Below are 24,556 nucleotides of genomic sequence, written 5' to 3' on the forward strand. Positions count from 1 at the left end.
CTCCCGAGAGCCTCCCTCTTCATTACCACTTTGTTTGGATTACTTCTTGCCGCCTTTAGGTGCTAACAGACCTACCGAGTTGCTGCAATCCGCAAACGGGATGTTTGCAGTATCTTTTGCAGCCCCCGGAGTAGCACGTTGGGTGGGTGGCAGGCTGGGATCGAAGGCTACGTCATCGCCACTATTGTTGTAGGTATCAAGAACCGAATTCAACGTATTGATGGCGGTGATGTCGTCACCATAGAGAATGGCCGCGATTTCAGCCGCGCTGTAACCGGCGGGCAGCGGAGCTCCACCCGGAGTAACGCTGTTCAGGATGGCTGCCAAGGCCTGTTGAGAAGCAATCATCCGAGCCTGACACAGTGCATCGCGTTTTGAGCCGTCTGAGTTCTTGGCATTGTTACCCCAGAACACACCCATCAGGTCATCGATGTTGGTGATCGGGGGGAGCCAACCGAGGTCGATGGAACCAAGATTGTCGTCGGCAACCATGTCACCGGTGTAGGTGTCGAAGATGTACTCGGTGAACCAAAGATGGGTAGCCCAGAAACCTTGAGTTCGGGTGAAGAAGTTGACCTCGACGATAAAGGTGTCAAACTCGCTATCAAAGGAGACATCAGGATCTTCCGGATTGTAGTCGACGGGATTGCCGAGAGGATCGGTTCCGTGACCCCAAACCTCAAAGGTGGTTGTCTCCGAGATAGTGTAGGTAACCTGCCATGTCCATGATTCTCCGGGGTCCATGATATCGTCTGAATTTCCGCCGGAGAAACCTGTGACATCAGACCAATCGTAGCTGTCGAACACTGTTTCTACGCCGCCAACAAGCAACCTAACGTGAATATGAGCGTCGGTAAGCGGAACATCACCGTCATTAGTATCGGTGATGGTCAGTTCGACGTTGCCGGTAAGTGTGTCGTAGACATATACGACTGTGCTCATGGTGGTGTTGGGCAGTTTGATGGTGTTGGTGATAGTGCTGGTTGCGCAGGTGGCGCCAGCGCTGACTTCCACATCGCCTCCACCAGTAACCGTCCACATGATCCCCGGGTCACTCTCAGTGACATTGTATGTACCAGGGATTAGGTTGTTGAGTGTCCAAGGCGAACCTGACAAAACGCCGTTAGTCACTACGAAGTCATGGGAGGTACCACCTGGATAAGACGGACCAGTCACTGTGGCGGTAAAGGTGACGTTGATGGTATCGGGGAACACATAACCGGTGAGGTCGACAACCTTGGTGACGGTGAGGCAGCCGTCGGCGAAGGTATTGACCACGGTGGCCGTGGCGCAAGTAGCGCCGGCCGAGACGGCCACGACGCCGAGGCCGCTGGTGTTGCTCCAGCCGGCGGGCAGGGTGGGCTCGGTCAGGGTGTAGTTGCCGGGGATAAGGTTATTAAGGGTCTGCGGATTGGTGCCGGTGATGGCGCCGTCAGTCAGGGTGAAGGTGAGGTCGGTGCCGGCCGGGTAGGACGGGCCGACGACATGGATGACGAAGCTGCCATCGAGGGCGGCGGGATTGACTACATCCTGGACGACGGACTTGGTGACGGTGAGGCAGCCGTCGGCGAAGGTATTGACCACGGTGGCCGTGGCGCAAGTAGCGCCGGCGGAGACAGCCACAACGCCGAGGCCGCTGGTATTGCTCCAGCCGGCGGGCAGGGTGGGCTCGGTCAGGGTGTAGTTACCGGGGATGAGGTTATTAAGGGTCTGCGGATTGGTGCCGGTGATGGCGCCGTCAGTCAGGGTGAAGGTGAGGTCGGTGCCGGCCGGGTAGGACGGGCCGACGACATGGATGACGAAGCTGCCATCGAGGGCGGCGGGATTGACTACATCCTGGACGACGGACTTGGTGATGGTGAGGCAGCCGTCGGCGAAGGAGTTGACCACGGTGGCCGTGGCGCAGGTAGCGCCGGCGGAGACGGCCACGACGCCGAGGCCGCTGGTGTTGCTCCAGCCGGCGGGCAGGGTGGGCTCGGTCAGGGTGTAGTTACCGGGGATGAGGTTATTAAGGGTCTGCGGATTGGTGCCGGTGATGGCGCCGTCAGTCAGGGTGAAGGTGAGGTCGGTGCCGGCCGGGTAGGACGGGCCGACGACATGGATGACGAAGCTGCCATCGAGGGCGGCGGGATTGACTACATCCTGGACGACGGACTTGGTGATGGTGAGGCAGCCGTCGGCGAAGGAGTTGACCACGGTGGCCGTGGCGCAGGTAGCGCCGGCGGAGACGGCCACGACGCCGAGGCCGCTGGTGTTGCTCCAGCCGGCGGGCAGGGTGGGCTCGGTCAGGGTGTAGTTACCGGGGATGAGGTTATTAAGGGTCTGCGGATTGGTGCCGGTGATGGCGCCGTCAGTCAGGGTGAAGGTGAGGTCGGTGCCGGCCGGGTAGGACGGGCCGACGACATGGATGACGAAGCTGCCATCGAGGGCGGCGGGATTGACTACATCCTGGACGACGGACTTGGTGATGGTGAGGCAGCCGTCGGCGAAGGAGTTGACCACGGTGGCCGTGGCGCAGGTAGCGCCGGCGGAGACGGCCACGACGCCGAGGCCGCTGGTGTTGCTCCAGCCGGCGGGCAGGGTGGGCTCGGTCAGGGTGTAGTTACCGGGGATGAGGTTATTAAGGGTCTGCGGATTGGTGCCGGTGATGGCGCCGTCAGTCAGGGTGAAGGTGAGGTCGGTGCCGGCCGGGTAGGACGGGCCGACGACATGGATGACGAAGCTGCCATCGAGGGCGGCGGGATTGACTACATCCTGGACGACGGACTTGGTGATGGTGAGACAGCCATTATTTACGTTGCCGAAGTTGACGTTGGTCTGATCAGGGTTGGCTTCCGTTAAAGTGACGATCCAACCCCAGGCGGCGAGGTGTGCCGGACCAATGGCTGCCTGAATTTCCGCCGGGAAACCAGTGATCAATGAAGATACGGCTCCGGGCGCAACGTTTACTACGCTGTTAGGATATGTCTGTGTCCAGCCTGGTAAAAGGTCAGGGGGTGGGGTTGGATTATTGGGACCCAGATGTTCACCCACATACCAGTTACCAAAGGTAATATTGTCGACCAGATAGAAACCATTAGAATCGGTAGTGTAGTGGGTATTAACGACAATACCACCTTCAACCTGGGCATAGACGTGAATTTCCCAATTCGGGATTCCAGGTTCGGTAGGTTGATCCCAAATGTGGTTATTATTCAGGTCGTTGAATTTGTATCCACTAAGAGACGCGGGCGGGGTTGGCGGGATAAAAGCCTGTCCACCGTCCGTGTTCATAATTGTCTTTTACCACAAAAATATATTGCCAAAAACGACACGAGACGCTTGACACTATAGAGAACACCGGTGCTATAATAATCGACGTGAATATTAGAACAAGCGTCTTCTGTGCAGGCTTTCCGCCGAATCATGACGCTGAACTGTAAACTGATACACGTGAACTGTTTAACTTGTTTGAATTGAACGGATTGAATGAATTGTCCGCGCTAAACCACTCAATCGTGACTGTCGGCTATTTCAATCGTGTCGTTTCGGCAAATATAAATATTGGCGCCCAAACAATTCAGCGGCTCGCGGCACCAATGGTGACTCATAGAACGAGGGGATCGGCGGCTTGCGGGCGGATTTGTAATCCGCTCCAACTTGACATATGCGAGCGTCAACCCTATTATTTAGAACCGTTCGCGCCGAAAAATCGGGGCATTAGACCAGATTCAAGCCTAACGCGCTATCTCTTAATTCTTTACCGGCGGCGGCTTGCGGCCATTTAAAACATTGGGCTCGACCACGACACAGGCAGGGCTGCCTGTAGTACCAGTCAGGGCAAGGAGTGTTGATGGAAACTATCGCGCCGGTGAAAGACCCGGGGTTCGATTCCGAGGAAGCCCGTAAACGCAAGAAATATATGGTGGACCTGTTCGTGGTCCAGGCCAAGAACTACGATTTCCACGACGACATCTATGGCCTATACGCCCATCGGCTGTGGGTGCGCACCATGGTCAACATCCTCAAGAAATACATGAAGAAGAAGCAGCGCGCCGACATGCTGGACATGGGCTGCGGCACCGGCTTCGTTACTTTCAATGTCGCCCGGAAAATCCCGGCCGTCGACAATATCGAATCCTTCGACCTCTCACCGGACATGATCAAGGTGGCCAAGGAACGCTACGAAAAAGGCTTTAAAAGCCGCAAAATCAAGTTCTGGGTAGCCGACGCCGAGATCCCATTCGGTAGCAACAAATATGACATCGTCACCACCTCCTTCGCCTTCCGTAACTTCGCCAACAAGAACCTGGCTACCAAGAACGTCTTCAACGCCCTGAAACCCGGCGGCATTTTTATCATCCAGGACCTGACCAAGCCCGAGAAGCACCCGATGAAAGGCCTGTACGCCTTCTACATGAAATTCATCCTGCCGATCTTCGCCAAGGTTCTGGGCACCGAGAGAACGGCGGCGGGCTGGCTCAAGAAAAGCACCGACATAATGCCGACCAACTCCCAGCTCCAGAAAATCCTGGAAGACAACGGCATGGTCAATTGCTACCACAAGAGCCTTTCGGCGGGCATCGCCTGCATCATCGTCGGGTTCAAACCGGAGGCATAGGGATGGCGGCGGGAACAGCGGAGCGGCACTTACAGGACCCCGGCTTCGACTCCGAGGCGGCAAAAAAGCGCAAGGCGTACATGCTGGAACTTTTCGGCTACCAGGCGCCAAAATACGATCTTACCGACGACATCATCGGCCTGGGCATCCACCGCCGATGGGTCAAGGATGTCTTGAAGGTCATCGGCCACTATAAAAAAGACAAATCCAATCTGAAAATGCTCGACTTGGCCTGCGGCACGGGCTTCGTCACCTTCAATACGGCCAGAAATTTTAACGATATCGAAATTGATGCCTTCGACCTGGTTCCAGAGATGGTCGGGGTAGCCAAGAAACGCTACGACAAGGACTTCAAGGGAAGGGCGATCAAATTCTGGGTCGGTGATTCCGAGGTGCCCTACGGCGAAAACAAGTATGATGTCATCACCACATGTTTCGCCTTCCGCAACTTCATGAACAAGAATCTGGCGGCGCAGAACGTTTTCAAGGCGTTAAAGCCCGGCGGCATGTTCATTATTCAGGACATGACCAAGCCGGAACACCAGCCTCTCAGGGGAATTTATCTGTTTGCCTTGAAGTACATGTTGCCCCTGGCCGGGTTCGTCCTGGGCACCGCGAAAGGGTCGCCGCGATACCTGTATAATTCCGTTATGCTCCTGCCGAAGAACACCGACATCGCCAAAATCCTTACCGACAACGGCTTCAAGGACGTGTGGCACAAGTACCAAAGCGGCGGCATGGGCACGGTGGTGGTGGGTTACAAGAAATGAATTTGAACATGGCTGAACTCCAGACCCTGCAATATGATATCGGCGGTGGCAGATACCGACCGATCTACATCGGACGCAACATCCTCGACCGGTTGGGCGAATGCGCCAGGGCCCTTAACGCTGACCGGTTCTTCATCGTTACGGACAACACCGTAGCCAGCGTGTTCCTGGAACCGGTGCTGGCCCAACTTGAGAAGGTTGCCCCGACCAAAGCCTTCGTCTTCCCGGCCGGAGAGCAGTCCAAGACGCTGACCACTCTCGAATCTCTTGGCGCCCAGATACTCGACGCCCATGCCACCAAGTCCTCAATCATCGTTTGCCTTGGCGGCGGCGTCGTCGGCAACCTCGGAGGACTTTTAGCAGCGCTTCTTTTCCGCGGCATCCGCTTTTTCCACGTTCCCACGACCATGGTGGCTCAGATAGACTCCTCGATCGGCCAGAAGCAGGCGGTTAATTATAAAAAGGGCAAGAACCTCTTCGGCCAGTACTATCCGCCGGAATTCGTCTTTATCGACTTCGCCTTCCTGCGGCAGTTGCCGGCAAGGCAGATCAGGGCTGGACTCGCCGAATCCGTCAAGCACGGCCTGTGCCAGGAAGAAAGCTTCTTCGAATACATCGGATCCAGAGCTCCTGATTTTACCTGGGACGATATCGAATACATCTCCGCCCACACCATCGAATTGAAACTGGAACTGTTGAAAATCGATCCCTATGAGGGCAAACTTGATCCGCAACTGGAACTCGGCCACACCATCGGCCATGCCCTCGAGATCAGAAAAAACGGCCAGTTACTCCATGGCGAGGCCATTGCCATCGGCATGACCGTAGAGGCCAAGATCTCGGCAGCGCTGGGTTTCATGGACCCCGCCCTCGCCATCCGCATCGAGAATATTTTCAAGAAGATCGGTCTGCCGACGCGCATCCCGCCTGAGATCTCCATCGAAGAAATCCTGGAAACGCTGACCTTCGACAACAAGCGGCGCACCGCCATCAACGACTTCTTCCTGCTGGCGCAGTTCTGCCATTTCCACAAGGAGAACGGCAAGATCGCCTGCAAGGTGCCGGAATTAGTGTTGAGGCAAGTCCTTGAGAGCGCTTACTAACCAGACCAACGTGCCTTTCGGTGTCTGGGTACAGGCAGCCCGCCTGAAATTCCTGCCCCAGGGAGTGTTTCCCGTTCTCATCGCCGGGGCTGCCGCTTTTGCCGCCGGGGTCTTCAACCCGCTGTATTTCATTATTGCCTTACTGGCGGCGGCTGCAGTGCAAATTGGCCTCACTATGTTTAATGATACTCTCGACTTCCAATACGGCACCGACAGGTCCATCATCGAAACCAAGAACCCATTTTCAGGAGGTTCCGGTGTCCTGGCTTCCGGGAGGGTCAAACCGAAGCAGGCGATGACGGTCATTGTCGGGTTGTACATCTTCGCACTCATCTGCGGCATCTTTTTCGCTTTTGCCGCCGGAATCGAGAGCCTTTACATCGCCGGGATCGGCGCGTTCATCTCGATCGCGTACTCCGCCCGACCATTCCGATTGGCTTACAGGGGGCTCGGAGAACTGGCGATGCTTATAGGCTACGGGCCGGTGCTCACTGCCTGGGCTTACCTCGTCCACGCCTCAACAGTCCCTCTCGATATCGTGCTCGTCGGCATTATCCCAGGCCTCTGCATGTGGACGATGATCCTCATTAACGAAATCCCGGATTATGCAGAGGATAAGGCGGCGGGCAAGAAGAACCTGACCTATAGATTGACTCCTGAGGGTTCGAAAAACCTGTTCATCGCTTCGCTGATCACCATTTACGCATACGTTGCGGTTTTGATCGTCGCCAAGGTATTGCCACCACTGGCGTCTCTGGCATTCCTGGGGATCCCATTGGCAATGGCGGCAGGTCAGATAGCGAGTCGGGAGTTCGGAGACCCCCTCAAAATTGCCAAGGCGAACAAGTACATGGTATTAATATATTCTCTCACTAACGCCGCCGTAGCCGTCGGTTTCCTGGCGGCGTGAAGTCATTCGCGATAACACTACGATTAAATAGACATCCAAACGACTTGGGCATGTACGAACGGAGACCCGAATGAAAAACGGACAGGAACTCCAGTGTTACCGTGAAGCCCTGGACGACCATAAAGAAGCGAAGAGGATCATCAGCGAAATCTCCAAGCTCACTGCCGAGGTATCCAACTGCCTTAGCACTGAGCCTTACAGGCTGACGATTTCCGGGTTCGGCATGGATATGCCGTTGAAACCTGAATTCGCTGGAAAGCAACTGGTGTGCGCGCCGGGGCAATGGCCGACCGAGCAGAACCTGGCTGAGGCGGTGAACCGCCAGTACAAAACCGAGAAAGCGCTGCACAAAGCCTGGGCGAAACTTTCACCCGAAGAAAAGAAACAGGTCGAACCGCCACCGGCTTCGAAATAGTTAGGACGGAAAATGGTAGAACCGAAATTTTTTGAAACTATCGCCCCGCTGTACGACTTCCTGACGAAGCTGTTCATGGGTGGCACCTATGAGAGCATGAGGAAACGGATGCTCAACGAGGACACTTCGCAAATGGAGATCCTAGATCTTTGCTGTGGCACAGGTTACATCAGCAACACTATTGTCGCCAAGAGGATAGTCGGTCTCGACCAGTCCGACGCCATGCTGGCCAGGAACGCCAAGGTGAAGCGGCCAAATAAGGAACTGATCAAGGGCAACGCCTACCAGGTTCAGTTCAAGGATGCCGAGTTCGATCGAATCTACAATTCCAGCGCCTCGCACGAATTCAAACTTTTCTCACGACTGCTGCAGAAAAGCTACCAGGCGCTTAAACCCGGCGGCAAAATAATCATTTTCGACATCTACCAGCCGAAAAACCGCGTATTGTCCTTCTTTATGAACACTTTTGTCCGTTACGTAGTGGAGCGCGGCATCATGTTTGTCCATACCAAAGAGGAGTGGAGGCAGATGCTTACGGAAGCAGGATTCGAAGTCGAAGAACTCGAACCAGTACGTGGGCTTTATATCTTCGTTAAAGCGGTCAAACCATTGCAGGGGAAATTGCCTTTGACGACGGCGGGTTAAACGGAGTCTATCAATCGATTCCCGAACGGTGTATACTATAGTGCTTAACCTCGGAGTAACCGAGACATTCAGAAAAATTAGAGATGGAGGAGCTATCCGGTAATGGGACTGACACTCGGTGAAGCCATCCGACACATCACCAACAAAAACTATGCGATAGTTGCCGCCGACCTCTTTGATGAGATCTTCGGCCGCAAGTATGGCGACGCCGCCAAAATCCCAGCCAGGGACAAGGGTTCCTGGCCGATCAAGATTGAAGACAAGTTGAAGGACACCCATTTCGCCAAGATGGTTGAAGGTGAATTCAAACGCACCCGCGTCGATATCGCCAGCGACACTTATCTGGAAGTAAAAAGGTGGCTGGAGGACGAGGTCGGGGTGCCCCATCCTTGTATCGACCACGATTTCAAACTGGGCGTAAAGTAAAAACAGAAATTTCGAGTCAGAGACCAGCCGCCGAGAGGCGGCTGGTGTGTTTATGGTGAAATCCGAAATCCTAATATCGAAATCCGAAAATCAAACGACCGGATTTGACTGTTAAAAAAGCCAAGCCTAGAATCAGGTTGGCGAGGTTTCCGGCAGGTCGGAGAGATTGCTTCGCCACCGCCGGTGTCTCGTAACGATGAATCGAGTATATGAAAGGCAATGTATGAGCCTCAAAGAAACCCTTCCCATTGAACTTAAAGAAGCCTTGCGGTCCGGGGATAAGATGAGGCTGAATACCCTTCGCCTTCTCCTATCCGCAATCAACTATGCCGAGATCGATCAGCAGAAGCAGCTGGATGATCCGGGCGTTCATGCTGTTATCGCCAAGATGATCAAGCAACGGCGCGAAAGCATCGAGGCGTTCCAGGCGGGCAATCGGCAGGACCTGGTGGACAAGGAACAGGCTGAACTCAATATCCTCGAAAGCTACATGCCGAAACAGTTGACTCGCGATGAGATAACGGCGGAAGCCAAGAAAGTTATCGCAGAAGTCGGCGCTAACAAACCGCAGGATATGGGCAAGGTGATGGGGAAACTCACGCCGATGCTCCGCGGTAAGGCCGACGGCAAGGAAATAGCGGCGGTGGTGACGGAACTGCTGAAGCAATAGTAGTTTCAATTCCTCACTGGGAGGCGAAGCCAGGTGAAAAAAGGATATGTCACCGCCGCCGCTGCATGGTTGGCTTCACTTGCGGTTATCGCAATCGGTTATTCAATATTCCAATCCAGATACGTTCATATCACGTGGAGCCTGTCGGAATTCCTGGATCCACTAAAATTTTTCACTGTGGGTCTTCCGATTTTAGCTCTCTTGTCGCTTTGCCTAGCACTCGCACTATTTCATCGAGCAGTGCGATTATCGAAAACGTTGGTTCAAATAAGTTTCGGGATACTTCTGGTGTTGTCTCTAACTGCTATGTTGAGCATTTTGGGGTTATTGGTAGCACCCGCCGCCTGGTTTGCATATCAGGGGATAGCGAAAAATGAGCCGCCGAGAACAACCGAGCCCTGATGGATCTCAAGTGACATCGGAAGTTCAGGATTTTTCGGCGGCTTTGGCCTTCAGAGCCAGGTATTTTTTATAATCACCTGAATCTTCAGGTTCGATGCCGGGAGTCGCGGCTCCAGCTTTCAGCGCCATGAACCTCTTGAAATCAGCCATATCTTCAGGTTTGATTTTGGGATCGATCGATCCGGCACTTGTAGCTGATTTAGGCAAGCTCTGTTTTCCCGATGTAGCCGTTCGGCTAACGGATTGGACATTGGATTTTTGATTCGAGGCGACCGGACTGACTTTCTGCCGGGCCATGATGACGAACGATATTCCCAAAGCAAGGATCGCGATCCCAGCCACCGAATAAAAATCCAAAATACCCCGGGTCATCAGATATCCGATTCCGCCCAACGCAAGGCCAGCGACTATTACGACGATACCGAGGAGCTGCAGCTCAGGGTATCTGATAGCGCCGCCGGTAGTTTTCGTGGCACGCAAAGCCTCGGCTCTTACAGCTTCCTGTTCCTTCCTGATTCTCCTCGCTTTCTGGCCTCTCGAAATGAAGATAAGAACCAAAACGATAACGGCGACGAAAAGAAGTTCACTCGGTCCGATGCTCATATCTGGTTATTTGTCGGCGCTTTCAGAAGCGCTTACTCCTTTTTCATCCAAAACTAAACGGCGTGATAGTAAAACTAGCTTTTAGTCAGGATTTTGTCAATATCAGTTTAACATAAAATTGGCATTATGAGGAGACTCTAATTGATTCCCCCTAAATACAAGCGGAAATGGCACAGATGAGATGTTTTTTAGCAGTTGTTCCGCTCTCGGTTCAACAACCTATCAGGCTGAGGTCGGGACGGGCACTAGGAACGGAGGGCGGAAAACTCGAATTAGCCCAGATACCCCCGTTTACGGTATTATGTTTCCGTAATGATGAAACCCATTCGCCTGGCCGTGCTCGGTTCTACGGGCAGCATCGGGCAACAAACGCTGGACGTAGCACGGCGACACCCCGACAAGATATCCATCATCGCTCTGACGGCGGGAGAGAATGTCAATCTCCTCCAGAAGCAGGCGGCGGAATTCAAACCGAGATTCATCTCCTGCAGAGGCCACAATCTAGTTTGCGGAAATTCGTTATGCCTGCCTATCGAAGAGATGGCCAGGCACCTGGATGTGGATATTGTACTGGTAGCTGTACCGGGTGGGGCGGGATTGAGTCCCGCTCTGGCGGCCGCAGGGGCTGGAAAGACCATTGCACTGGCGAATAAGGAATGCCTGGTCGCCGCGGGTGAGATCCTGCTTGCCGAGGCCAAAAGCCACGGCGCTCAAATCAGACCCGTGGACTCGGAGCATTCAGCCATTTGGCAGTGCCTGACTGGAGAAACCAGCAAACCGGAGAAATTGATTCTGACCGCCAGCGGCGGGCCTTTCAGGGACTACCCCATCGAAAAGATCGAATCGGTGACGCCGGAACAGGCGCTGGCCCATCCATCGTGGAAAATGGGGAAGAAAGTGACCATCGACTCGGCGACGCTGATGAACAAAGGGCTGGAAGTCATCGAGGCGCACCGGCTTTACGGCATTCCGTATGAACGCATCGAAGTGGTGATCCATCCCCAATCGATCATTCATTCGATGGCCGAATTCGCCGACGGGGCAGTCAAGGCCCAGCTTTCGCCGCCGGATATGCGCCTTCCGATCCAATATGCACTATCCTATCCCGACCGCTGGGAAACTCCAGACCTCCCAAGGGCGGATTGGCCGAAGATAAGTCGATTGGACTTCTCGGCGCCGGACTTTGAACGCTTCCCGTGCCTTAAACTGGCAATAGGCGCCGGTAAAAAGGGTGCAACCTTCCCGGCGGTGCTTTCGGCGGCGGACGAGGAGGCGGTTGAGCTGTTCCTGAGCCGCAAGATAAAGTTCGGCGATATCGCCCGGCTGGTGGGGAAAACCCTTGAAGAACATATCCCGGCGGGCGGTCCGTCGTTAGAAAACATAGCCGACGCTGAAAATTGGGCGCGGCAGAGAGTATCCGAATTGGCGAGGAGTCTTTAGTTGTCGAGCGTTCTGAGTTTTTTGTTCACAATAGCGGCGTTCGCATTGGTACTGGCGATCGTAACCCTGTCACATGAGGCAGGCCATTTTTTCAGCGCCCGGATTTTCGGGGTGAAAGTCAATGAATTCGGGTTAGGCTATCCGCCTCGATTGTTTGCTAAAAAAGGCAAGAGCGGCACCGAATACTCGGTCAACCTACTGCCGCTAGGTGGTTTCGTCAAGCTAGCCGGTGAGGAAGACCCGACTGCGCCGGGTGCCCTAGCCTCGAAGAGTCACGCCAAAAGGATCACCGTTCTTGCGGCTGGAGCAATTGTAAACGCTCTACTGCCGATTATCCTGTTTACGGTAGTTTTCGCACTTCCTCACCAGATAGCCACTGGCAAAATCGAAGTCCTGGCAGTGGCAGCGGGCTCACCGGCAGAGGTGGCGGGAGTGCAGGTCGGGGACACCATTTTGAGCTTCAACGGGCGGCAATTAGCAAACAACGCCGAACTCGGCAGATATATATTCCTCGATCTGGGTGAAACGGTGCCGATGCAGATCCAAAAAGCCGACGGTACGGTGGTGAACGTCACCGTGAATCCGCGCTGGAATCCGCCTGCGGGGCAGGGGGCGGTGGGAATCGAGACTCAGACGACAGATGTGGTGGTCACCAAAGTCCATGATGGCTTTTTCACCGCGATCTCCTCCGGTTTCCGGGAAACCGGCGAGACCATGGTGCTGTTTAAAAACAGCATTTTATCCCTGATCTTCGGCGCGCCGGCTCAATTCGCCGGCCCGGTGGGCATTGCCCAAATGACCGGTGAGGTAGCGAGGGCGGGGTTCGGGCCGCTGCTGGAATTCACCGCATTTCTATCGCTCAACCTGGCGATACTGAACATCCTGCCTGTACCGGCACTCGACGGCGGACGGATCGCCTTCGTGGTGGTCGAGTGGGCGAGGCGGGGCAAGAGAATCGATCCGCAAACCGAGGGGAAGATTCACTTTATTGGATTTGTACTTTTGATCGGTTTAATACTGCTGGTAACGTTTCAGGATATTGTTAGAATTGTCGGCGGATAAATCCCAAATCCTAATATCTAAATCCTAAATAAACACAAATGACAAAATCCCAAACACAAAACCAGAGGCGAAAAACAAAGGCGATCAACATCGGTGGGGTGATGGTGGGTGGAGACGCACCGATTAGTGTGCAGTCAATGACCAAGACCGACACCCGAGATGTTTCCCCGACCGTTGCCCAGATCACAGACCTGGCGGAGGCTGGCTGCGAGATCATCCGCTGCGGCGTGCCCGATGCACAGGCAGCCGAAGCTCTACGGGAAATTAAGAAACGGAGCCCGATTCCGGTTATCGCCGACATTCATTTCGATTATCGCCTGGCCTTGACGGCGATCGCCGCCGGAGTAGATGGGCTGAGAATAAACCCGGGCAACATCGGCGGGGAGGAAAGGGTTAAACAGGTTGTCGAAGCAGCCAAAGGGCGAAAGGTGCCGATACGCATCGGCGTCAACGGCGGTTCTCTGCCGGAGGATTTTGAACCCGATAAGCCGCTCCATCAAAGAATGGTCGATTCGGCAATGGGGCAGGTCCGGCTTCTCGAAAGCCTCGATTTCGATCTGATCAAGATTTCGCTTAAGGCATTCGATGTCCCTGAGACTCTCACTGCCTACCGCATGATTTCCGGGATGGTCGACTACCCCTTGCACCTCGGAATGACCGAAGCGGGAACACCGCGAACCGGAATAATCCGCTCGGCGGTGGGGATTGGAGCTCTTTTATCAGAGGGCATTGGCGACACGATCAGGGTCTCTCTTACAGCACATCCCAGAGAAGAGATCGTTGCAGGCTACGAGATATTGAAAAGCCTGGATCTGAGGCAAAAAGGTCCGACGCTAGTGAGTTGCCCGTCGTGCTCCCGGACCGAGGCCGATGTCGTCAACCTGGCAGAGAAGATCGCCGACGCTCTCCTCTCCATTGACAAGCCGGTCAAGGTGGCGGTGATGGGCTGCGCCGTGAACGGCCCGGGCGAGGCCAAAGACGCCGACGTCGGCATTGCCTGCGGCAAAGGGCAGGGGATACTTTTCCGGCGGGGCGAGAAGATACGGGTGGTGGCCGAAGCGGATTTCTTCGACGCGCTTTTAAAAGAGATTGAAAACTTTTAGAATATAGCCGCTTTTGACCGCGACTCAAAAAGGAGTCGTGAATCTGGCGGAACATCGGGACTTCTTCGTCCTTCTTGGGAAGGACTCGCAACGACAGCCGGGTTTCAGCGAGGTGTAAAGGTGGATAGCGCGTTCTGGCAGGCGGTGACATCGATTTCCGTGGCAGTGCTCACCGTCGGCTTCATAATCGGTATCGTCAAATATCTTCAATTCCGACGCCGCGACGACGCCAAGCTGGCTATCGACCTTTTCCGGGATTTCCGAAGCGATGAGTTCAAGGCAGTCATCCGCAGCATCTACTCGGTAAAACCAGACCAGTGGGCGACCCTGGCAGATTATCAAAGAGTGCGGTTCGATCACTTGGTGGACTGGCTGAATTTGCTCGGGGCGGTCACTCGCAATAGGGAGATCAACCAGCAACTGGCTATCGAAACGCTCGGCGGGCCGACAGCGATACGGTGCTGGTACAAGCTGTTGCCGTACCTGCGGCAGGAAACAGAGCGGCGCGGCTTTTACTGCGACTCCTTCGAAGATTTCACCCGGCGTTCGATGATCCATTTCAAAGAACGCGGCGTGCCGATCTGGTTCAACTGGGGCAGCGAACGCGTAGAGCTTGTGAAACTGCTGCAGAAGCCTGAATTCAAGCCGAGAACCATGGAAGAGATCCGGCAAGGCGTGAAGGCGAGCGGCTCGACTTGAATATTTGGTAATCGAATCACCGGGTGTGTTATAATCTTAAGTCAGTTTTCAAATTGGAGTTAAAAAAATGGCTAAAAAAGTACTCGCCGCCGATAGAAAGCCCGTCGCGTTGAAGGATTTTGCTGCCGGCGTCAACAAGAAGGACGAGGTCTCCGGCCTTAAGATCAAGTTCGCCTTCTGCAACCGCAAGCGCCGCGGCGGCTAAAACACTCACTTCGGTTAAAAAAGAAGCCCCGATAATATCGGGGCTTCTTTTTTTTTCAGAACACAACAAACAAACCGATCATGGTTGGCCGTCTAATTTTCAACTAACAAATGAGACCGCTAATGGTTCGACGGGCTCACCACGAACGGCCGATCAGGAGCGTTCGAAGGGATGGCCTTCGGCGTTGAAGTCCGGTAAGTAATATTCCTGGGAGCCGGCATCCTGCATCCAGCCGTTTTCCATGCCCAGGACATCAACGATGTTGATGACGCGGCGGTGTTCGGCGGAGTTGATGCTGCGGGCGAGGGGCGGCATCTGCATCGCCTTGTGGCGGGGGAAATATTGGGACATGATGCTTACCGTTACTTGGGGGGACAATTCCTGGGCTATCCACTTAAGCGAGTCTTCCGAACCTGCAAGGTCGTTGGGCAGAATTAGATGACGGATTATCAGGCCTTTGACGGCGAGCCCTTCTTCGTCGATTTGAAGGTTGCCCACCTGGCGGTACATTTCCTTGATCGACGATCGCGCGCTTTGGACATAATGGGCGACGTCCGAAAGTTGCATGGCGATTGTGTTGGAAGAATATTTCAGGTCCGGCAGGTAAATATCCACCACGCCATCGAGTTCTTGAAGGGTCGAAGGCTCATCATAGGCGTTAGTGTTGTAAACAATAGGCAACCTGAAACCCTGTGGGACGGCCTCTAAAAGGGCCCTCATTATCTGAGGTACGTAATGAGTAGGAGAAACCAGATTCAAGTTATGGCAGCCGAGGTCGTTCTGAATGTGGAGCATTCGGTTAGCCAATCGCGAGGTGGTGATCTCATGGTGGCGCTGGCCGGCCGGGTCCTGGGAGATCTGGAAATTCTGACAGTAGACGCACCTGAGGTTGCAGTTGCCGAAGAAAATGGCGCCGGAGCCCCTGGTGCCTGAAAGGGCGGGTTCCTCGCCGCGGTGGGCGCAGACCGAAGCAACAGCTACCAGCTTACCTGCGTTGCATAAGCCGATCTCGCCATCAACGCGGTTGGCGCCGCAACGCCGGGGGCAAATGTTGCAGCATTCAAGACGGGCATCGAGCGCCATGACACGGCGCTCAAGTTCGCCGGATTCAAAGAGTTCAATGTATCGGGGAAGATCTGCCAAATTAAAGCCTCAACGGTGGACGGTCGCCTTTTGAATTGCCGAACCGGGTAAAGAACACCGTCCGCCGCCACCCATGGATTATTGCCCTGACGGGGCTCGATTGAAGATTAAGTAATAAGTTTGCCCTGTCCTTTTAGCGCCTGCTCGACGCTCCGGCGCACCAGGAGGCAATCGGCCTCAGTTTTCAAAGCAAGCAACTTGATAAGGCCGGGCCAGACCTCTTCTTCGGTGTCCCGGCTGACGGATTCCACCGAGCCTTTTTTGACTTCAGCCTTACGGAAAAGGACTTTGTTGTCGATAGAATCCCAGTAGGGGATGATGCCGTATTTGACCAACCAGTTCAAGGCGTCCTGGCGGGTGAGAGTGGCCATTATCGGGGCCTCCTTGTTACGGGTTGCCTAATATTTAACCCGATTGAAGTCGCCGTTGCAACTATCTCACTCCGCCAGTTCATGCGTCTTCTGAACGGCTTCATGGATCCGCGACAGAGTCCGCTCCCGGCCGAGAACAGCCATTGTTTGGAACAACGGCGGAGAGACGCTCTGGCCGGTGACTGCCACGCGTAGGCAGCCAAATAGCTGGCCAGGTTTGAGACCAAGCTCCGCCGCCAGCGGCCTCATTTCGTTTTCCATGTTCTCGATATCGAATTCATCCAGTTTCTCTAAGCGGTCTTGCGAGGATTGGAGAGCCTGGCGGGTGGTGGCTGTGGTCATGCCCTTGCCCACCAGATCTACGGCGTGGTACTCGAGGTGCTGGTAGAAGAAGAAGCGGGTCAGTTCCGGCTGGTCCCGGAGTTCACCCAGCTTTTTCACCCGCTCCTGGATCAGGGCTAGAGCATTCTTAACATAATCGCGATCGTAAGCCGCAGCCTCGGGAACGCCGGCTTCAAGGAACGGCCGGGCTCGATCAGTGAACTCATCAAGTGACAATGACCGGATGTAGGAACCATTCATCCAATCCAGTTTCTCAATGTTGAAAATGGCGGCGGTTTTGGAAATGCGCTCGAGGGAGAAATTCTCGATGATCTTTTTGACATCCATGATCTCGGTTGTGGCATCGAGAGACCAACCGAGGAGGGCGAGGAAATTAACCATCGTCTCCGGCAGGTAGCCCTGGTTCTTGTAATCGATGATGGATACGGCGCCGTGCCTTTTGGAGAGCTTGGAGCGGTCGGAACCCAGGATCATAGGCAGGTGGGCGTAAAGAGGGGGCTCGTAACCCATGGCCTTATACAACTGGATGTGCTTAGGGGTGCTGGACAGCCATTCCTCAGCCCGCATGACGTGGGTAATAGCCATGTCGTGGTCGTCCACGATATTGGCCAGATGGTAGGTGGGAAAGCCATCGCTTTTAAGGAGGACGAAGTCGTCGAGCAGGGCATTTTCGAAGGCGACCTCGCCGCGAATGATGTCGTGGAAAAAGGTCCGGCCTTCAAGTGGCATCCTGAAACGCACAACCGGGGTGACGCCTTCGGGACCAAGTTCGCACCTGTCGCGGCAGTGCCGGTCATACCCCGTGGGTACCTTGGCGGCCTCCTGCGCGGCGCGCATCTGCTCCAGCCTCTCAGATGAGCAATAGCATCGGTAGGCGTGGCCGCTGGCAATGAGTTTTTCTGCCGCTGCCTTGTATCTATCGAGCCGCTGCGACTGGAAATAAGGTCCGTAGGCACCGTTTTTCTCCGGTCCTTCATCCCAATCCATACCCAGCCATCTCAGACCGTCGAGGATGGCTTCAACGGCGCCGGGGACATAACGTGCCTGGTCGGTATCCTCTATACGGACGATGAAACTGCCAGCATTGTGCCGCGCGAACAGCCAGTTGAAAAGTGCGGTGCGGATATTGCCCACGTGGGGATAACCGGTGGGGGAGGGAGCATATCTTACTCTAGCTAAATCGTTCATCTTTTCCTCAATTATCAAATTCGAAGCACGAATTTCGAAATCTGAAACAAATACAAAATCTCAAAAACTAGAATCCAAATGGTCATTTTTATTCGGATTTCGAATTTATTTTATGCGGCAGCGGTGGGTGGGGTAGCCGCATGGGCTTCAGGCACTGCCGGAATTTTCACCACATAAGTCTCGGCCAACTTATCGTGCCAGCCCTGCTTGTGGGCGTCGAAGGCTATCCAGATGAAGCCAAGGAAAACGGCGATGATGGAAATGAGGTAGCCCAGGTAACGGACAACCGCCCGCCCTGTATCAATCGGTGTTCCATCGGTGCGGATGACCTTGACACCAGCCACCATCATGCCGAGAGTCTGCCCACGCCATACCCAGAAGACGATAAAATATATTCCGCTCAAGATGGTCGAAATGACATTAGCCAATGCCCGTAACTGGCCTACCCAGTAGTTGGAGTCAAAACTGGTGGTGAAATTGAAAAATTTGCCGAAATCCGGCCACAGAAGCGGCTCCAGAACGGCAAAAATAGCCCCGAGGACGATGGCATCGATGACATAAGCCCCGAACCGCCTCCAAAAACCGGCGAATTCCAGGGCGATGGTGCCTTTAGTTGGCTCAGGCATTAAGGCGTCGCTCCTTGGGACACATTTACAATCGTGGCACATTATACAACGGATGTTGTTTGAAGGCTATAGAAACGCTCATTGTCCAGCTTTATCCCGCCGAGGCGCCCATGTTATAATCGCGGTATGGAGATTAAGTATCTCGGCCATTCGTGTTTCCGGATCAAAGGTAAAAACACCACGGTGATTACCGACCCGTTCGCCCCTGAATTGGGTTTTACCTTGGGCAAGCAGACGGCCAATATCGTGACCGTCAGCCACCAGCACAACGGGCATAACTATACCTCAGGGGTAACCGGGGATTTCCGGGTGGTGTCACGCCCGGGGGAATACGAGATCGGGGACGCCATACTCATCGGCCTGCCCTCATTCCACGACTCCGAAAAGGGTTTGCTCCGAGGAAGGAACGTCATTTTCGTCGTGTCGGTGGATGATGTGGTGATTTGTCACCTGGGCGACCTGGGCGAACCTCTGACCGAAAGCAAGGTCGAAGAACTCGGCAACGTAGATATCCTGTTAGTCCCGGTAGGGGACATGAGTGCCCTCAACGCCAATAACGCCGCCAGACTGGTGCGGCAGATCGAACCGGCCATCGTTATACCGATGCACTATAAGCTACCGCAGGGCACGCGCGAACTTGAACCGGTCGAGAAATTCCTGGGCGAGATGGGTTCCAGCGGCGTTGTGCCGCAACCCAAATTGGTAGTCACAAAAGCCAACCTGCCGCTGCCGACACAGGTGGTGGTGCTGGAGGCGGGTGCGCAATAATCCACCAGCGCCGGGAACCTAATCCCGTCGCTGTTTCCTCGTCTTGATTATCATCGAGACCATAAACCCGCTTAAACAACCCATTCCAATTAGGATTCCAATCAGCAATCCGGGGACCGATGGAGTGGTGATTGGCGGCGCAATTGATTGAGTTGGCGCTGGCGTTTGGGCTGAAGTTGATAAGGGCGGTGCCGTTGCAGTCGTTGTCTGAGTTGGCACGGGTGTCGTCGTCGGTAAAACGGTCTTGGTAGGCGCGGCTGAGGTGGTGGGTGGCGCGGAGGTGGTGAAAGCCGAAACCGCGCTCCAAGGCGAATAGGTGTTTGTTCCGATAGCCCGAACCTTCCAAAAATAGCCCGTCGAGGGTATAAGGGGTGATGTCGGCTGCCAGGCATTGCCGCCGATGCCAGTGGCAAAGGCAGTCAAATTACTGAAGTCGGCGGATGTGGACAGCATCAACTCATACGACTTTGCGCCGGTTGACGGCTGCCATTGAAAAGGCGGCTGCAGGATCTGGACCGTGGAACCGATTGCCGGTGTCGTCAGTACCGGCGCACCGAGGGCGGTGGTGAAACTCCAGACCGCCGACCAAGGACTCAATGAAGGGGTGACGGCGCGGACGCGCCAATAATAGGTGGTTCCCGGATCAAGGTTTTTTAACCTGGCACTTTCCGTCGCAGTCGTGCTCTCGAAACGAATTATGGACATGTCATAAGAGTCGCTGACTTGCCATTGAAAACCCGTGGCGCCGCCCGGGTTGCGCCAGACGATATCGATACCTCCGATCGTTCCAGCCGCAAAGGTACCAATGCCCGGTGACCCGGACTGGGGCGATAACAGTTCAACCGGCGAGGCAAGTGTATCGTTGTAGACGACTATACGATTGTTGGCCGTGTCCAGGCTATATAGCTTGCTGCCTCGCGATTGAAGACCCCACAATGTAGTCCCTGTCTGCAAACCGTCGCGGGCGGTTTCCCATGACGAATTAAACACCGTTTTTTTGACCAACCCGCCATTTGAAGCGTTGACCTGATTGCTTGAAGCAGCGTAGATGATCCCTCCTACAGAGACTTCGATATCGCTGAGCATTGTTCCGTTTGGCAAGCCGGCATCAATCCGGGTCCAGGCCGGTTCCCCGACCTTCATGCGCCAGATTCCGGAACCTACGCTCGTTGAAGCGGCATAGATATACTTACTGGCGGAGTAATCCGCGGAAAACGCCAGGCAAACCTCACCGACGAGGGGCGATTGCTGCAGGGCTGAAAAGTGTGAGCCGCCATCGGTCGAAAGATAAAAATTGCCGTCGGCGCCGGCTGCGATCAGGTTATTATCGGCGGCGAAACCGGGAGAAAGTTCAAGGATCGTAAGCGGCGTCGCTGATATGATCGTGCTTTCAAAAGCAGAACCGTCAGCAGTCCGCCAGACTCTCGACCTGGAGCCGTCGAACGAAGTGAAGAAAAAACTCTGCTCGCTGAGTGCCCCAAAACCAGCGGTCGAATCGATAGCCACCGGAAGGGTGAACTGTGTGAAAGTTTGACCCTGATCGATCGACTTTAGACAAGCGGGGCCGTTGGCAGAACCCCCGGCGATCAACAATGTCCCATTCCGGGCAAGGGTGAAGCGATCGATACTGGAAAGGCCGGCGCTTCCGGTCTGATAAATAAGCTGCCAGGCGCTGCCATCGTTGAATGTACGCCAGACCTTGTGGCCGTTGTTGAAAGCCAGCAGATATACCAGGCTGGTTTGATACGGCGACACCGCCATGTCGACCACAGTTCCGACGGATTGGGGCATCGGCAGGTCGGACCAGGCACTATCGGCGGCGCTTATGGGTTGGGTGGCAAGCGGAGAAAAAAGTACGAGGGCAACGAGCACAGAAGCGATCCCGCGACCCAAGTTACAATTCTTCACGCGCAGGATTGTAATTGTAGGGGTCGGCTCTCGTCAATTGGAATAATTCTGGGGTCGCATTAGGACTGAGGTTTGCCGCCACCAACCTGGGACGAGACCGGGGGTACGGCGACCGGAGTTCCTTTGCCCCTGGCGAGCGAGGCGAAAACGCCGACGGCGCAAAGTCCTGTGAAAATAGCGAAAGCTACCCGAAGGCTGGAGACAAGCTCGTTGTGTACCGCAGCAGAGATGCGGACGTGACCGATAATAATAGAAAATAGAAGCATGGCGATGCCCAGGGACAACATCTGACCGACCAGCCTGGTCGTGCCTAAAGTTGCCGAAGCCACGCCGTATTGCCGCCGTTCAACTGAACCCATGACGGCCGAGGTGTTGGGCGAAGAGAAAAGGCCGAAGCCGAGACCTAGAACCACCAGCCCGCCGATGACGTATACCATCGACGTATCGTTACCGATGAAGATGAACATTGCCAGGCCTACCGCCGAGATAGCCATGCCGAGGGACGCCAAGAATCGAGCCCCGACTTTATCGGCGCTCTTTCCGGCCCAGGGAGAGACCAAGGCCATCACGATAGGCTGGGCAACCAGGATGAGGCCGGCATCGGTCGGCGAATATCCTTTGACGAATTGAAGGTACAGAGAAAGCAGAAAACCTACGGCGAAAGTTGCCGCGTAATTAATCAAAGACGCCGCGTTGGACAAGGCAAAAACGGTGTTGTGGCGAAACATCCTCACCGAAAGGAGCGGGAATTGGATGCGCGACTCAAGCAAAACAAAAACCGCCAAGCCGACGGCGCCGACCGCCAATAAAATGAAACCGATATTATCAGGCAACTCGGAAAATCCCAGCATAAGGGCGCAAAGAGCCAGGCCATAAACGATGGCGCCCTTCATATCGAAGGCCTCGCCTTTACATTCCTGGAACTCGGCTTTGAGTTGAGTCACCACAACCATCAGCGCGAAGAACGCAAGGCCCGCATTCAGGAGGAAGATGCCCCGCCAGCCGAAGGCGTCGGTCACCACGCCGCCTATCGTCGGTCCGAGCGACAACCCGATGTAGACCGCAGCGGCGTTAAGGCCGAGTACTTTGCCCCTCTCCGATGGCGGGAAAATCGAGGTCAGGATGGCCATGCCGGTGCCGAATAGAAGCGCTCCGGCCACACCCTGGAACACCCGCATGATGATCAATTGGCCGCCGTTCTGAACGAACGCCACCAGGAGTGAAGTCACGGTGTAAGAGGCCAACCCGGCGATGAATATCTTTCTGCGGCCGATGATGTCGGCCAAACGTCCGAAGGGCAACAGGAACACCGCCGCGGCCAGGATGTAAGCAGTGGCGACCCAGCCTAAAGCGACGGCGTCGAGCGAAAACTCCTGTCCGATAGGTGGCAGGGCGATGTTTACCGATGAACCCATAAAGGGAGTCAGGAAGGAGGCAACGATGGCCGCAATGAGCCCGCCGCGGCGCGCTGAGGCCCCGGCGGCGGGCGGTAGCACAGAATGGGGCAGCATGACCTACTTGGCTTTGGGATCGTTCTGCATTAGCCCGAAAGGGTTGCCCTCGGTGTCGGTGAAATAGGCGAAATAACCGATGCCCGGAACGGTCTGATCAGGGCTGACGCGTTTGCCGCCGGCGGCTAACACTTTTTTGGCGGCTTCATCGAGGTTCTTGACGCCTATGGTGTTGACCACCTGCTTGATGGCGCCGTCGACGCTCATAATGGCGCCGTTAATGCCCGGTTCCTTATCGGCGCCGGTGGTGATGTTCCAATAGTCCATGGGACCCGCCCATTTTTCTATCTTCCACCCGAAGACCGTCTCATAGAATTTAACCGCCCGATCTGCCTTGATCGCCGGGATCTCGAAATGGATAACTCTGTTCATCATGCCCTCCTGCATTAGCGCCTGGCGGCGCCGATTAGCTGAGCCATCTCAGTCATTTTCCATTGTAGCATGTATTTTTCGATACCTTTTACGATGTCGTCGGGGACACTGGGATTCACCAGGGCAGCGGTACCGACCTCGACGCCTGACGCACCGGCCAGCAGGAATTCGATGGCGTCGTCCGCGTTCGATATCCCGCCGCCGCCGATGACCGGTATCTTGACTGCGCCGGCGACCCGCCAAACCATCGCCAGGGCGACTGGTTTGATCGCCGGACCAGACAGGCCTCCTGTGATGTTGCCGAGAACTGGCTTCCGTTTCTTGATATCGATAGCCATGCCGCGGAGGGTGTTGATGAGCGAAACCGCGTCGGCGCCAGCGTTTTCAACCGCTTCTGCCAAGGCGACAATGTCCGAGGTATTGGGGGTCAGCTTGACGATAACCGGCAGAGAAGTGGCCAATTTGACCTTCCGGGTCACGGCCGCAGCGCCTTCCGGTGTAGCTCCGAATTCAAGACATCCGGCGGCTACGTTGGGGCAGGAGATGTTAACCTCGAGAGCCGCGACTCCTGACACTTGGTCGAACCGCTTGGCGATCTCGGCGTAATCTGCAACGCTCTCGCCGGCGATGTTGACCAATACCGGCGTCTGCCATTTTGACCAGAGAGGTGAATAATGCTCGATGACATAATCGACGCCCGGATTCTGTAGACCAATGGCGTTTAGCAGGCCGTTCTCGGTTTCCATGATGCGGGGTTGGGGGTTACCGACCCGGGGCTTTAACGTTGTGCCTTTGCAGACGAAGGCCCCAAGGTCGGCAATGTGGTAAAGCCGGTTCGGCTCGTCTCCGTAGCCCGCGGTGCCGGAGGCGGCAATGACGGGGTTCTTCAGGGTAAGCCCGGGGAGCAATTGAACGGAGAGATCAGGCATCGGGGAAGATTATAAACTTACTTGCCAAGCCGGGCAACCAACTTCCGGGAAAATTTAGCTATTTCCGCCTCGTAATTGCCAGCCAGGCGGCGGCGCCGAGAGCGATCGCCGGCAACATGGTAATTATGACGAAGATATAAGATTCCGGGGTGGCGAGGTCGTTGCGGGCGTCCATAATAACCCAAAGCCCGGCCAGGAGCAGGACGCCGCCGATACCGCCGACAACACGGTCGTACATGGTGACCTTAGCTCCATGCGACCTGAAATAGTATTCAAGGAAAGCATAACCAGCGACGATAATGAAGAAAAAGAGCACGAAAATCATGAAGGTCTGTCCTCGCTTTC

General features: G+C 55.0%; 25 protein-coding genes. 14 read left to right on the forward strand and 11 right to left on the reverse strand.

Annotated elements, in window-relative coordinates; genetic code table 11:
* Positions 1-39: 39 nt before the first annotated feature.
* Complete coding sequence (locus HX448_RS00755) at positions 40-3,273, reverse strand: hypothetical protein (protein WP_190259883.1); 3,234 nt, start codon at positions 3,271-3,273, stop codon at positions 40-42.
* Between the two features lie 559 nt (positions 3,274-3,832).
* Between HX448_RS00755 and HX448_RS00760 the strand changes: the two genes are divergently transcribed.
* The 8 genes from HX448_RS00760 to HX448_RS00795 all read left to right on the forward strand — a co-directional run bounded on the left by HX448_RS00760 (position 3,833) and on the right by HX448_RS00795 (position 9,539).
* Positions 3,833-4,600 carry a class I SAM-dependent methyltransferase gene (locus HX448_RS00760; protein WP_102331209.1) on the forward strand — a complete coding sequence of 256 codons (768 nt, stop codon included), beginning with the start codon at positions 3,833-3,835 and terminating at the stop codon, positions 4,598-4,600.
* 2 nt (positions 4,601-4,602) lie between these two features.
* Positions 4,603-5,370, forward strand: coding sequence for a class I SAM-dependent methyltransferase (locus HX448_RS00765; protein ID WP_102331210.1), 768 nt, complete (start codon positions 4,603-4,605; stop codon positions 5,368-5,370).
* A gap of 8 nt (positions 5,371-5,378) precedes the next feature.
* Entirely contained in the window at positions 5,379-6,473 is a 1,095-nt protein-coding gene (locus HX448_RS00770; RefSeq protein ID WP_102331331.1) for a 3-dehydroquinate synthase family protein, read from the forward strand.
* Entirely contained in the window at positions 6,457-7,383 is a 927-nt protein-coding gene (locus tag HX448_RS00775; RefSeq protein WP_102331211.1) for a prenyltransferase, read from the forward strand. The genes HX448_RS00770 and HX448_RS00775 overlap by 17 nt, the downstream gene beginning before the upstream one ends.
* A 70-nt stretch (positions 7,384-7,453) precedes the next feature.
* Positions 7,454-7,798: a hypothetical protein gene (locus tag HX448_RS00780; protein WP_102331212.1), complete on the forward strand. Its 345-nt coding sequence runs from the start codon at positions 7,454-7,456 to the stop codon at positions 7,796-7,798.
* 12 nt (positions 7,799-7,810) lie between these two features.
* Positions 7,811-8,443 (forward strand): class I SAM-dependent methyltransferase, encoded by a 633-nt coding sequence (locus HX448_RS00785; protein WP_102331213.1) that lies wholly within the window; start codon positions 7,811-7,813, stop codon positions 8,441-8,443.
* Positions 8,444-8,545: 102 nt separating this feature from the next.
* On the forward strand, positions 8,546-8,869 hold the full coding sequence (locus HX448_RS00790) for a hypothetical protein (protein ID WP_102331214.1): 324 nt from the start codon (positions 8,546-8,548) through the stop codon (positions 8,867-8,869).
* A 223-nt stretch (positions 8,870-9,092) separates the two neighbouring features.
* The gene (locus HX448_RS00795) at positions 9,093-9,539 is read left to right on the forward strand and encodes a GatB/YqeY domain-containing protein (protein ID WP_102331215.1); all 447 of its coding nucleotides are present in this window, start codon (positions 9,093-9,095) and stop codon (positions 9,537-9,539) included.
* 426 nt (positions 9,540-9,965) lie between these two features.
* Here the strand turns inward: HX448_RS00795 and HX448_RS00800 are convergent, their stop codons facing one another.
* Entirely contained in the window at positions 9,966-10,544 is a 579-nt protein-coding gene (locus HX448_RS00800) for a hypothetical protein (RefSeq protein WP_102331217.1), read from the reverse strand.
* 312 nt (positions 10,545-10,856) lie between these two features.
* Between HX448_RS00800 and dxr the strand changes: the two genes are divergently transcribed.
* The 5 genes from dxr (at position 10,857) to HX448_RS00825 (ending at position 15,053) form a co-directional block, all read left to right on the forward strand.
* Entirely contained in the window at positions 10,857-11,984 is a 1,128-nt protein-coding gene (gene dxr / locus HX448_RS00805; RefSeq protein ID WP_102331218.1) for a 1-deoxy-D-xylulose-5-phosphate reductoisomerase, read from the forward strand.
* Entirely contained in the window at positions 11,985-13,046 is a 1,062-nt protein-coding gene (locus tag HX448_RS00810) for a M50 family metallopeptidase (RefSeq protein WP_226846790.1), read from the forward strand.
* A gap of 38 nt (positions 13,047-13,084) precedes the next feature.
* A complete protein-coding gene (ispG, locus tag HX448_RS00815; protein ID WP_102331219.1) occupies positions 13,085-14,149 on the forward strand; it encodes a flavodoxin-dependent (E)-4-hydroxy-3-methylbut-2-enyl-diphosphate synthase in 1,065 nt (354 codons plus the stop codon).
* A gap of 120 nt (positions 14,150-14,269) precedes the next feature.
* Positions 14,270-14,848, forward strand: a complete 579-nt coding sequence (locus HX448_RS00820; protein ID WP_102331220.1) for a hypothetical protein — start codon at positions 14,270-14,272, stop codon at positions 14,846-14,848.
* Positions 14,849-14,915: 67 nt separating this feature from the next.
* Positions 14,916-15,053 (forward strand): hypothetical protein, encoded by a 138-nt coding sequence (locus tag HX448_RS00825; protein ID WP_190259884.1) that lies wholly within the window; start codon positions 14,916-14,918, stop codon positions 15,051-15,053.
* A 153-nt stretch (positions 15,054-15,206) separates the two neighbouring features.
* Here HX448_RS00825 and HX448_RS00830 read toward each other — a convergent pair whose 3' ends face one another.
* The 4 genes from HX448_RS00830 to HX448_RS00845 form a co-directional block, all read right to left on the reverse strand.
* Positions 15,207-16,196, reverse strand: coding sequence for a radical SAM protein (locus tag HX448_RS00830; protein WP_102331221.1), 990 nt, complete (start codon positions 16,194-16,196; stop codon positions 15,207-15,209).
* Positions 16,197-16,303: 107 nt separating this feature from the next.
* A complete protein-coding gene (locus HX448_RS00835; RefSeq protein ID WP_226846792.1) occupies positions 16,304-16,567 on the reverse strand; it encodes a hypothetical protein in 264 nt (87 codons plus the stop codon).
* A 66-nt stretch (positions 16,568-16,633) separates the two neighbouring features.
* On the reverse strand, positions 16,634-18,097 hold the full coding sequence (gene gltX, locus HX448_RS00840; protein WP_102331223.1) for a glutamate--tRNA ligase: 1,464 nt from the start codon (positions 18,095-18,097) through the stop codon (positions 16,634-16,636).
* Between the two features lie 110 nt (positions 18,098-18,207).
* Positions 18,208-18,723, reverse strand: a complete 516-nt coding sequence (locus tag HX448_RS00845) for an RDD family protein (protein WP_162485911.1) — start codon at positions 18,721-18,723, stop codon at positions 18,208-18,210.
* A 126-nt stretch (positions 18,724-18,849) separates the two neighbouring features.
* On the opposite strand from HX448_RS00845, the gene HX448_RS00850 reads away from it, so the two are divergent.
* On the forward strand, positions 18,850-19,491 hold the full coding sequence (locus HX448_RS00850; protein ID WP_102331225.1) for an MBL fold metallo-hydrolase: 642 nt from the start codon (positions 18,850-18,852) through the stop codon (positions 19,489-19,491).
* 18 nt (positions 19,492-19,509) lie between these two features.
* Here HX448_RS00850 and HX448_RS00855 read toward each other — a convergent pair whose 3' ends face one another.
* The 5 genes from HX448_RS00855 to HX448_RS00875 all read right to left on the reverse strand — a co-directional run bounded on the left by HX448_RS00855 (position 19,510) and on the right by HX448_RS00875 (position 24,536).
* Positions 19,510-21,363 carry a fibronectin type III domain-containing protein gene (locus tag HX448_RS00855; RefSeq protein ID WP_162485912.1) on the reverse strand — a complete coding sequence of 618 codons (1,854 nt, stop codon included), beginning with the start codon at positions 21,361-21,363 and terminating at the stop codon, positions 19,510-19,512.
* A 95-nt stretch (positions 21,364-21,458) separates the two neighbouring features.
* The gene (locus HX448_RS00860) at positions 21,459-22,910 is read right to left on the reverse strand and encodes an MFS transporter (RefSeq protein ID WP_102331227.1); all 1,452 of its coding nucleotides are present in this window, start codon (positions 22,908-22,910) and stop codon (positions 21,459-21,461) included.
* 3 nt (positions 22,911-22,913) lie between these two features.
* Positions 22,914-23,282, reverse strand: a complete 369-nt coding sequence (locus HX448_RS00865; protein ID WP_102331228.1) for a VOC family protein — start codon at positions 23,280-23,282, stop codon at positions 22,914-22,916.
* Positions 23,283-23,296: 14 nt separating this feature from the next.
* Positions 23,297-24,211: a dihydroorotate dehydrogenase gene (locus tag HX448_RS00870; protein ID WP_102331229.1), complete on the reverse strand. Its 915-nt coding sequence runs from the start codon at positions 24,209-24,211 to the stop codon at positions 23,297-23,299.
* A 58-nt stretch (positions 24,212-24,269) separates the two neighbouring features.
* Positions 24,270-24,536: a hypothetical protein gene (locus HX448_RS00875; RefSeq protein ID WP_102331230.1), complete on the reverse strand. Its 267-nt coding sequence runs from the start codon at positions 24,534-24,536 to the stop codon at positions 24,270-24,272.
* Positions 24,537-24,556: the final 20 nt, after the last annotated feature.

The sequence above is a fragment of the Dehalogenimonas etheniformans genome, assembly GCF_014672715.2.
GTDB classification, from domain to species: Bacteria; Chloroflexota; Dehalococcoidia; order Dehalococcoidales; family Dehalococcoidaceae; genus Dehalogenimonas; species Dehalogenimonas etheniformans.

Excerpts from the sequence above, each read along its gene's own strand:
- HX448_RS00860 (WP_102331227.1), bottom strand. The coding sequence starts at position 22,910 with ATGCTGCCCCATTCTGTGCTACCGCCCGCCGCCGGGGCCTCAGCGCGC.
- HX448_RS00875 (WP_102331230.1), bottom strand. The coding sequence starts at position 24,536 with ATGATTTTCGTGCTCTTTTTCTTCATTATCGTCGCTGGTTATGCTTTC.
- HX448_RS00790 (WP_102331214.1), top strand. The coding sequence starts at position 8,546 with ATGGGACTGACACTCGGTGAAGCCATCCGACACATCACCAACAAAAAC.
- HX448_RS00795 (WP_102331215.1), top strand. The coding sequence starts at position 9,093 with ATGAGCCTCAAAGAAACCCTTCCCATTGAACTTAAAGAAGCCTTGCGG.
- ispG (WP_102331219.1), top strand. The coding sequence starts at position 13,085 with ATGACAAAATCCCAAACACAAAACCAGAGGCGAAAAACAAAGGCGATC.
- HX448_RS00800 (WP_102331217.1), bottom strand. The coding sequence starts at position 10,544 with ATGAGCATCGGACCGAGTGAACTTCTTTTCGTCGCCGTTATCGTTTTG.
- HX448_RS00755 (WP_190259883.1), bottom strand. The coding sequence starts at position 3,273 with ATGAACACGGACGGTGGACAGGCTTTTATCCCGCCAACCCCGCCCGCG.
- HX448_RS00835 (WP_226846792.1), bottom strand. The coding sequence starts at position 16,567 with ATGGCCACTCTCACCCGCCAGGACGCCTTGAACTGGTTGGTCAAATAC.
- HX448_RS00770 (WP_102331331.1), top strand. The coding sequence starts at position 5,379 with ATGGCTGAACTCCAGACCCTGCAATATGATATCGGCGGTGGCAGATAC.
- HX448_RS00785 (WP_102331213.1), top strand. The coding sequence starts at position 7,811 with ATGGTAGAACCGAAATTTTTTGAAACTATCGCCCCGCTGTACGACTTC.
- dxr (WP_102331218.1), top strand. The coding sequence starts at position 10,857 with ATGATGAAACCCATTCGCCTGGCCGTGCTCGGTTCTACGGGCAGCATC.
- HX448_RS00865 (WP_102331228.1), bottom strand. The coding sequence starts at position 23,282 with ATGAACAGAGTTATCCATTTCGAGATCCCGGCGATCAAGGCAGATCGG.
- HX448_RS00760 (WP_102331209.1), top strand. The coding sequence starts at position 3,833 with ATGGAAACTATCGCGCCGGTGAAAGACCCGGGGTTCGATTCCGAGGAA.
- HX448_RS00845 (WP_162485911.1), bottom strand. The coding sequence starts at position 18,723 with ATGCCTGAGCCAACTAAAGGCACCATCGCCCTGGAATTCGCCGGTTTT.
- HX448_RS00825 (WP_190259884.1), top strand. The coding sequence starts at position 14,916 with ATGGCTAAAAAAGTACTCGCCGCCGATAGAAAGCCCGTCGCGTTGAAG.
- HX448_RS00870 (WP_102331229.1), bottom strand. The coding sequence starts at position 24,211 with ATGCCTGATCTCTCCGTTCAATTGCTCCCCGGGCTTACCCTGAAGAAC.
- HX448_RS00780 (WP_102331212.1), top strand. The coding sequence starts at position 7,454 with ATGAAAAACGGACAGGAACTCCAGTGTTACCGTGAAGCCCTGGACGAC.
- gltX (WP_102331223.1), bottom strand. The coding sequence starts at position 18,097 with ATGAACGATTTAGCTAGAGTAAGATATGCTCCCTCCCCCACCGGTTAT.
- HX448_RS00765 (WP_102331210.1), top strand. The coding sequence starts at position 4,603 with ATGGCGGCGGGAACAGCGGAGCGGCACTTACAGGACCCCGGCTTCGAC.
- HX448_RS00850 (WP_102331225.1), top strand. The coding sequence starts at position 18,850 with ATGGAGATTAAGTATCTCGGCCATTCGTGTTTCCGGATCAAAGGTAAA.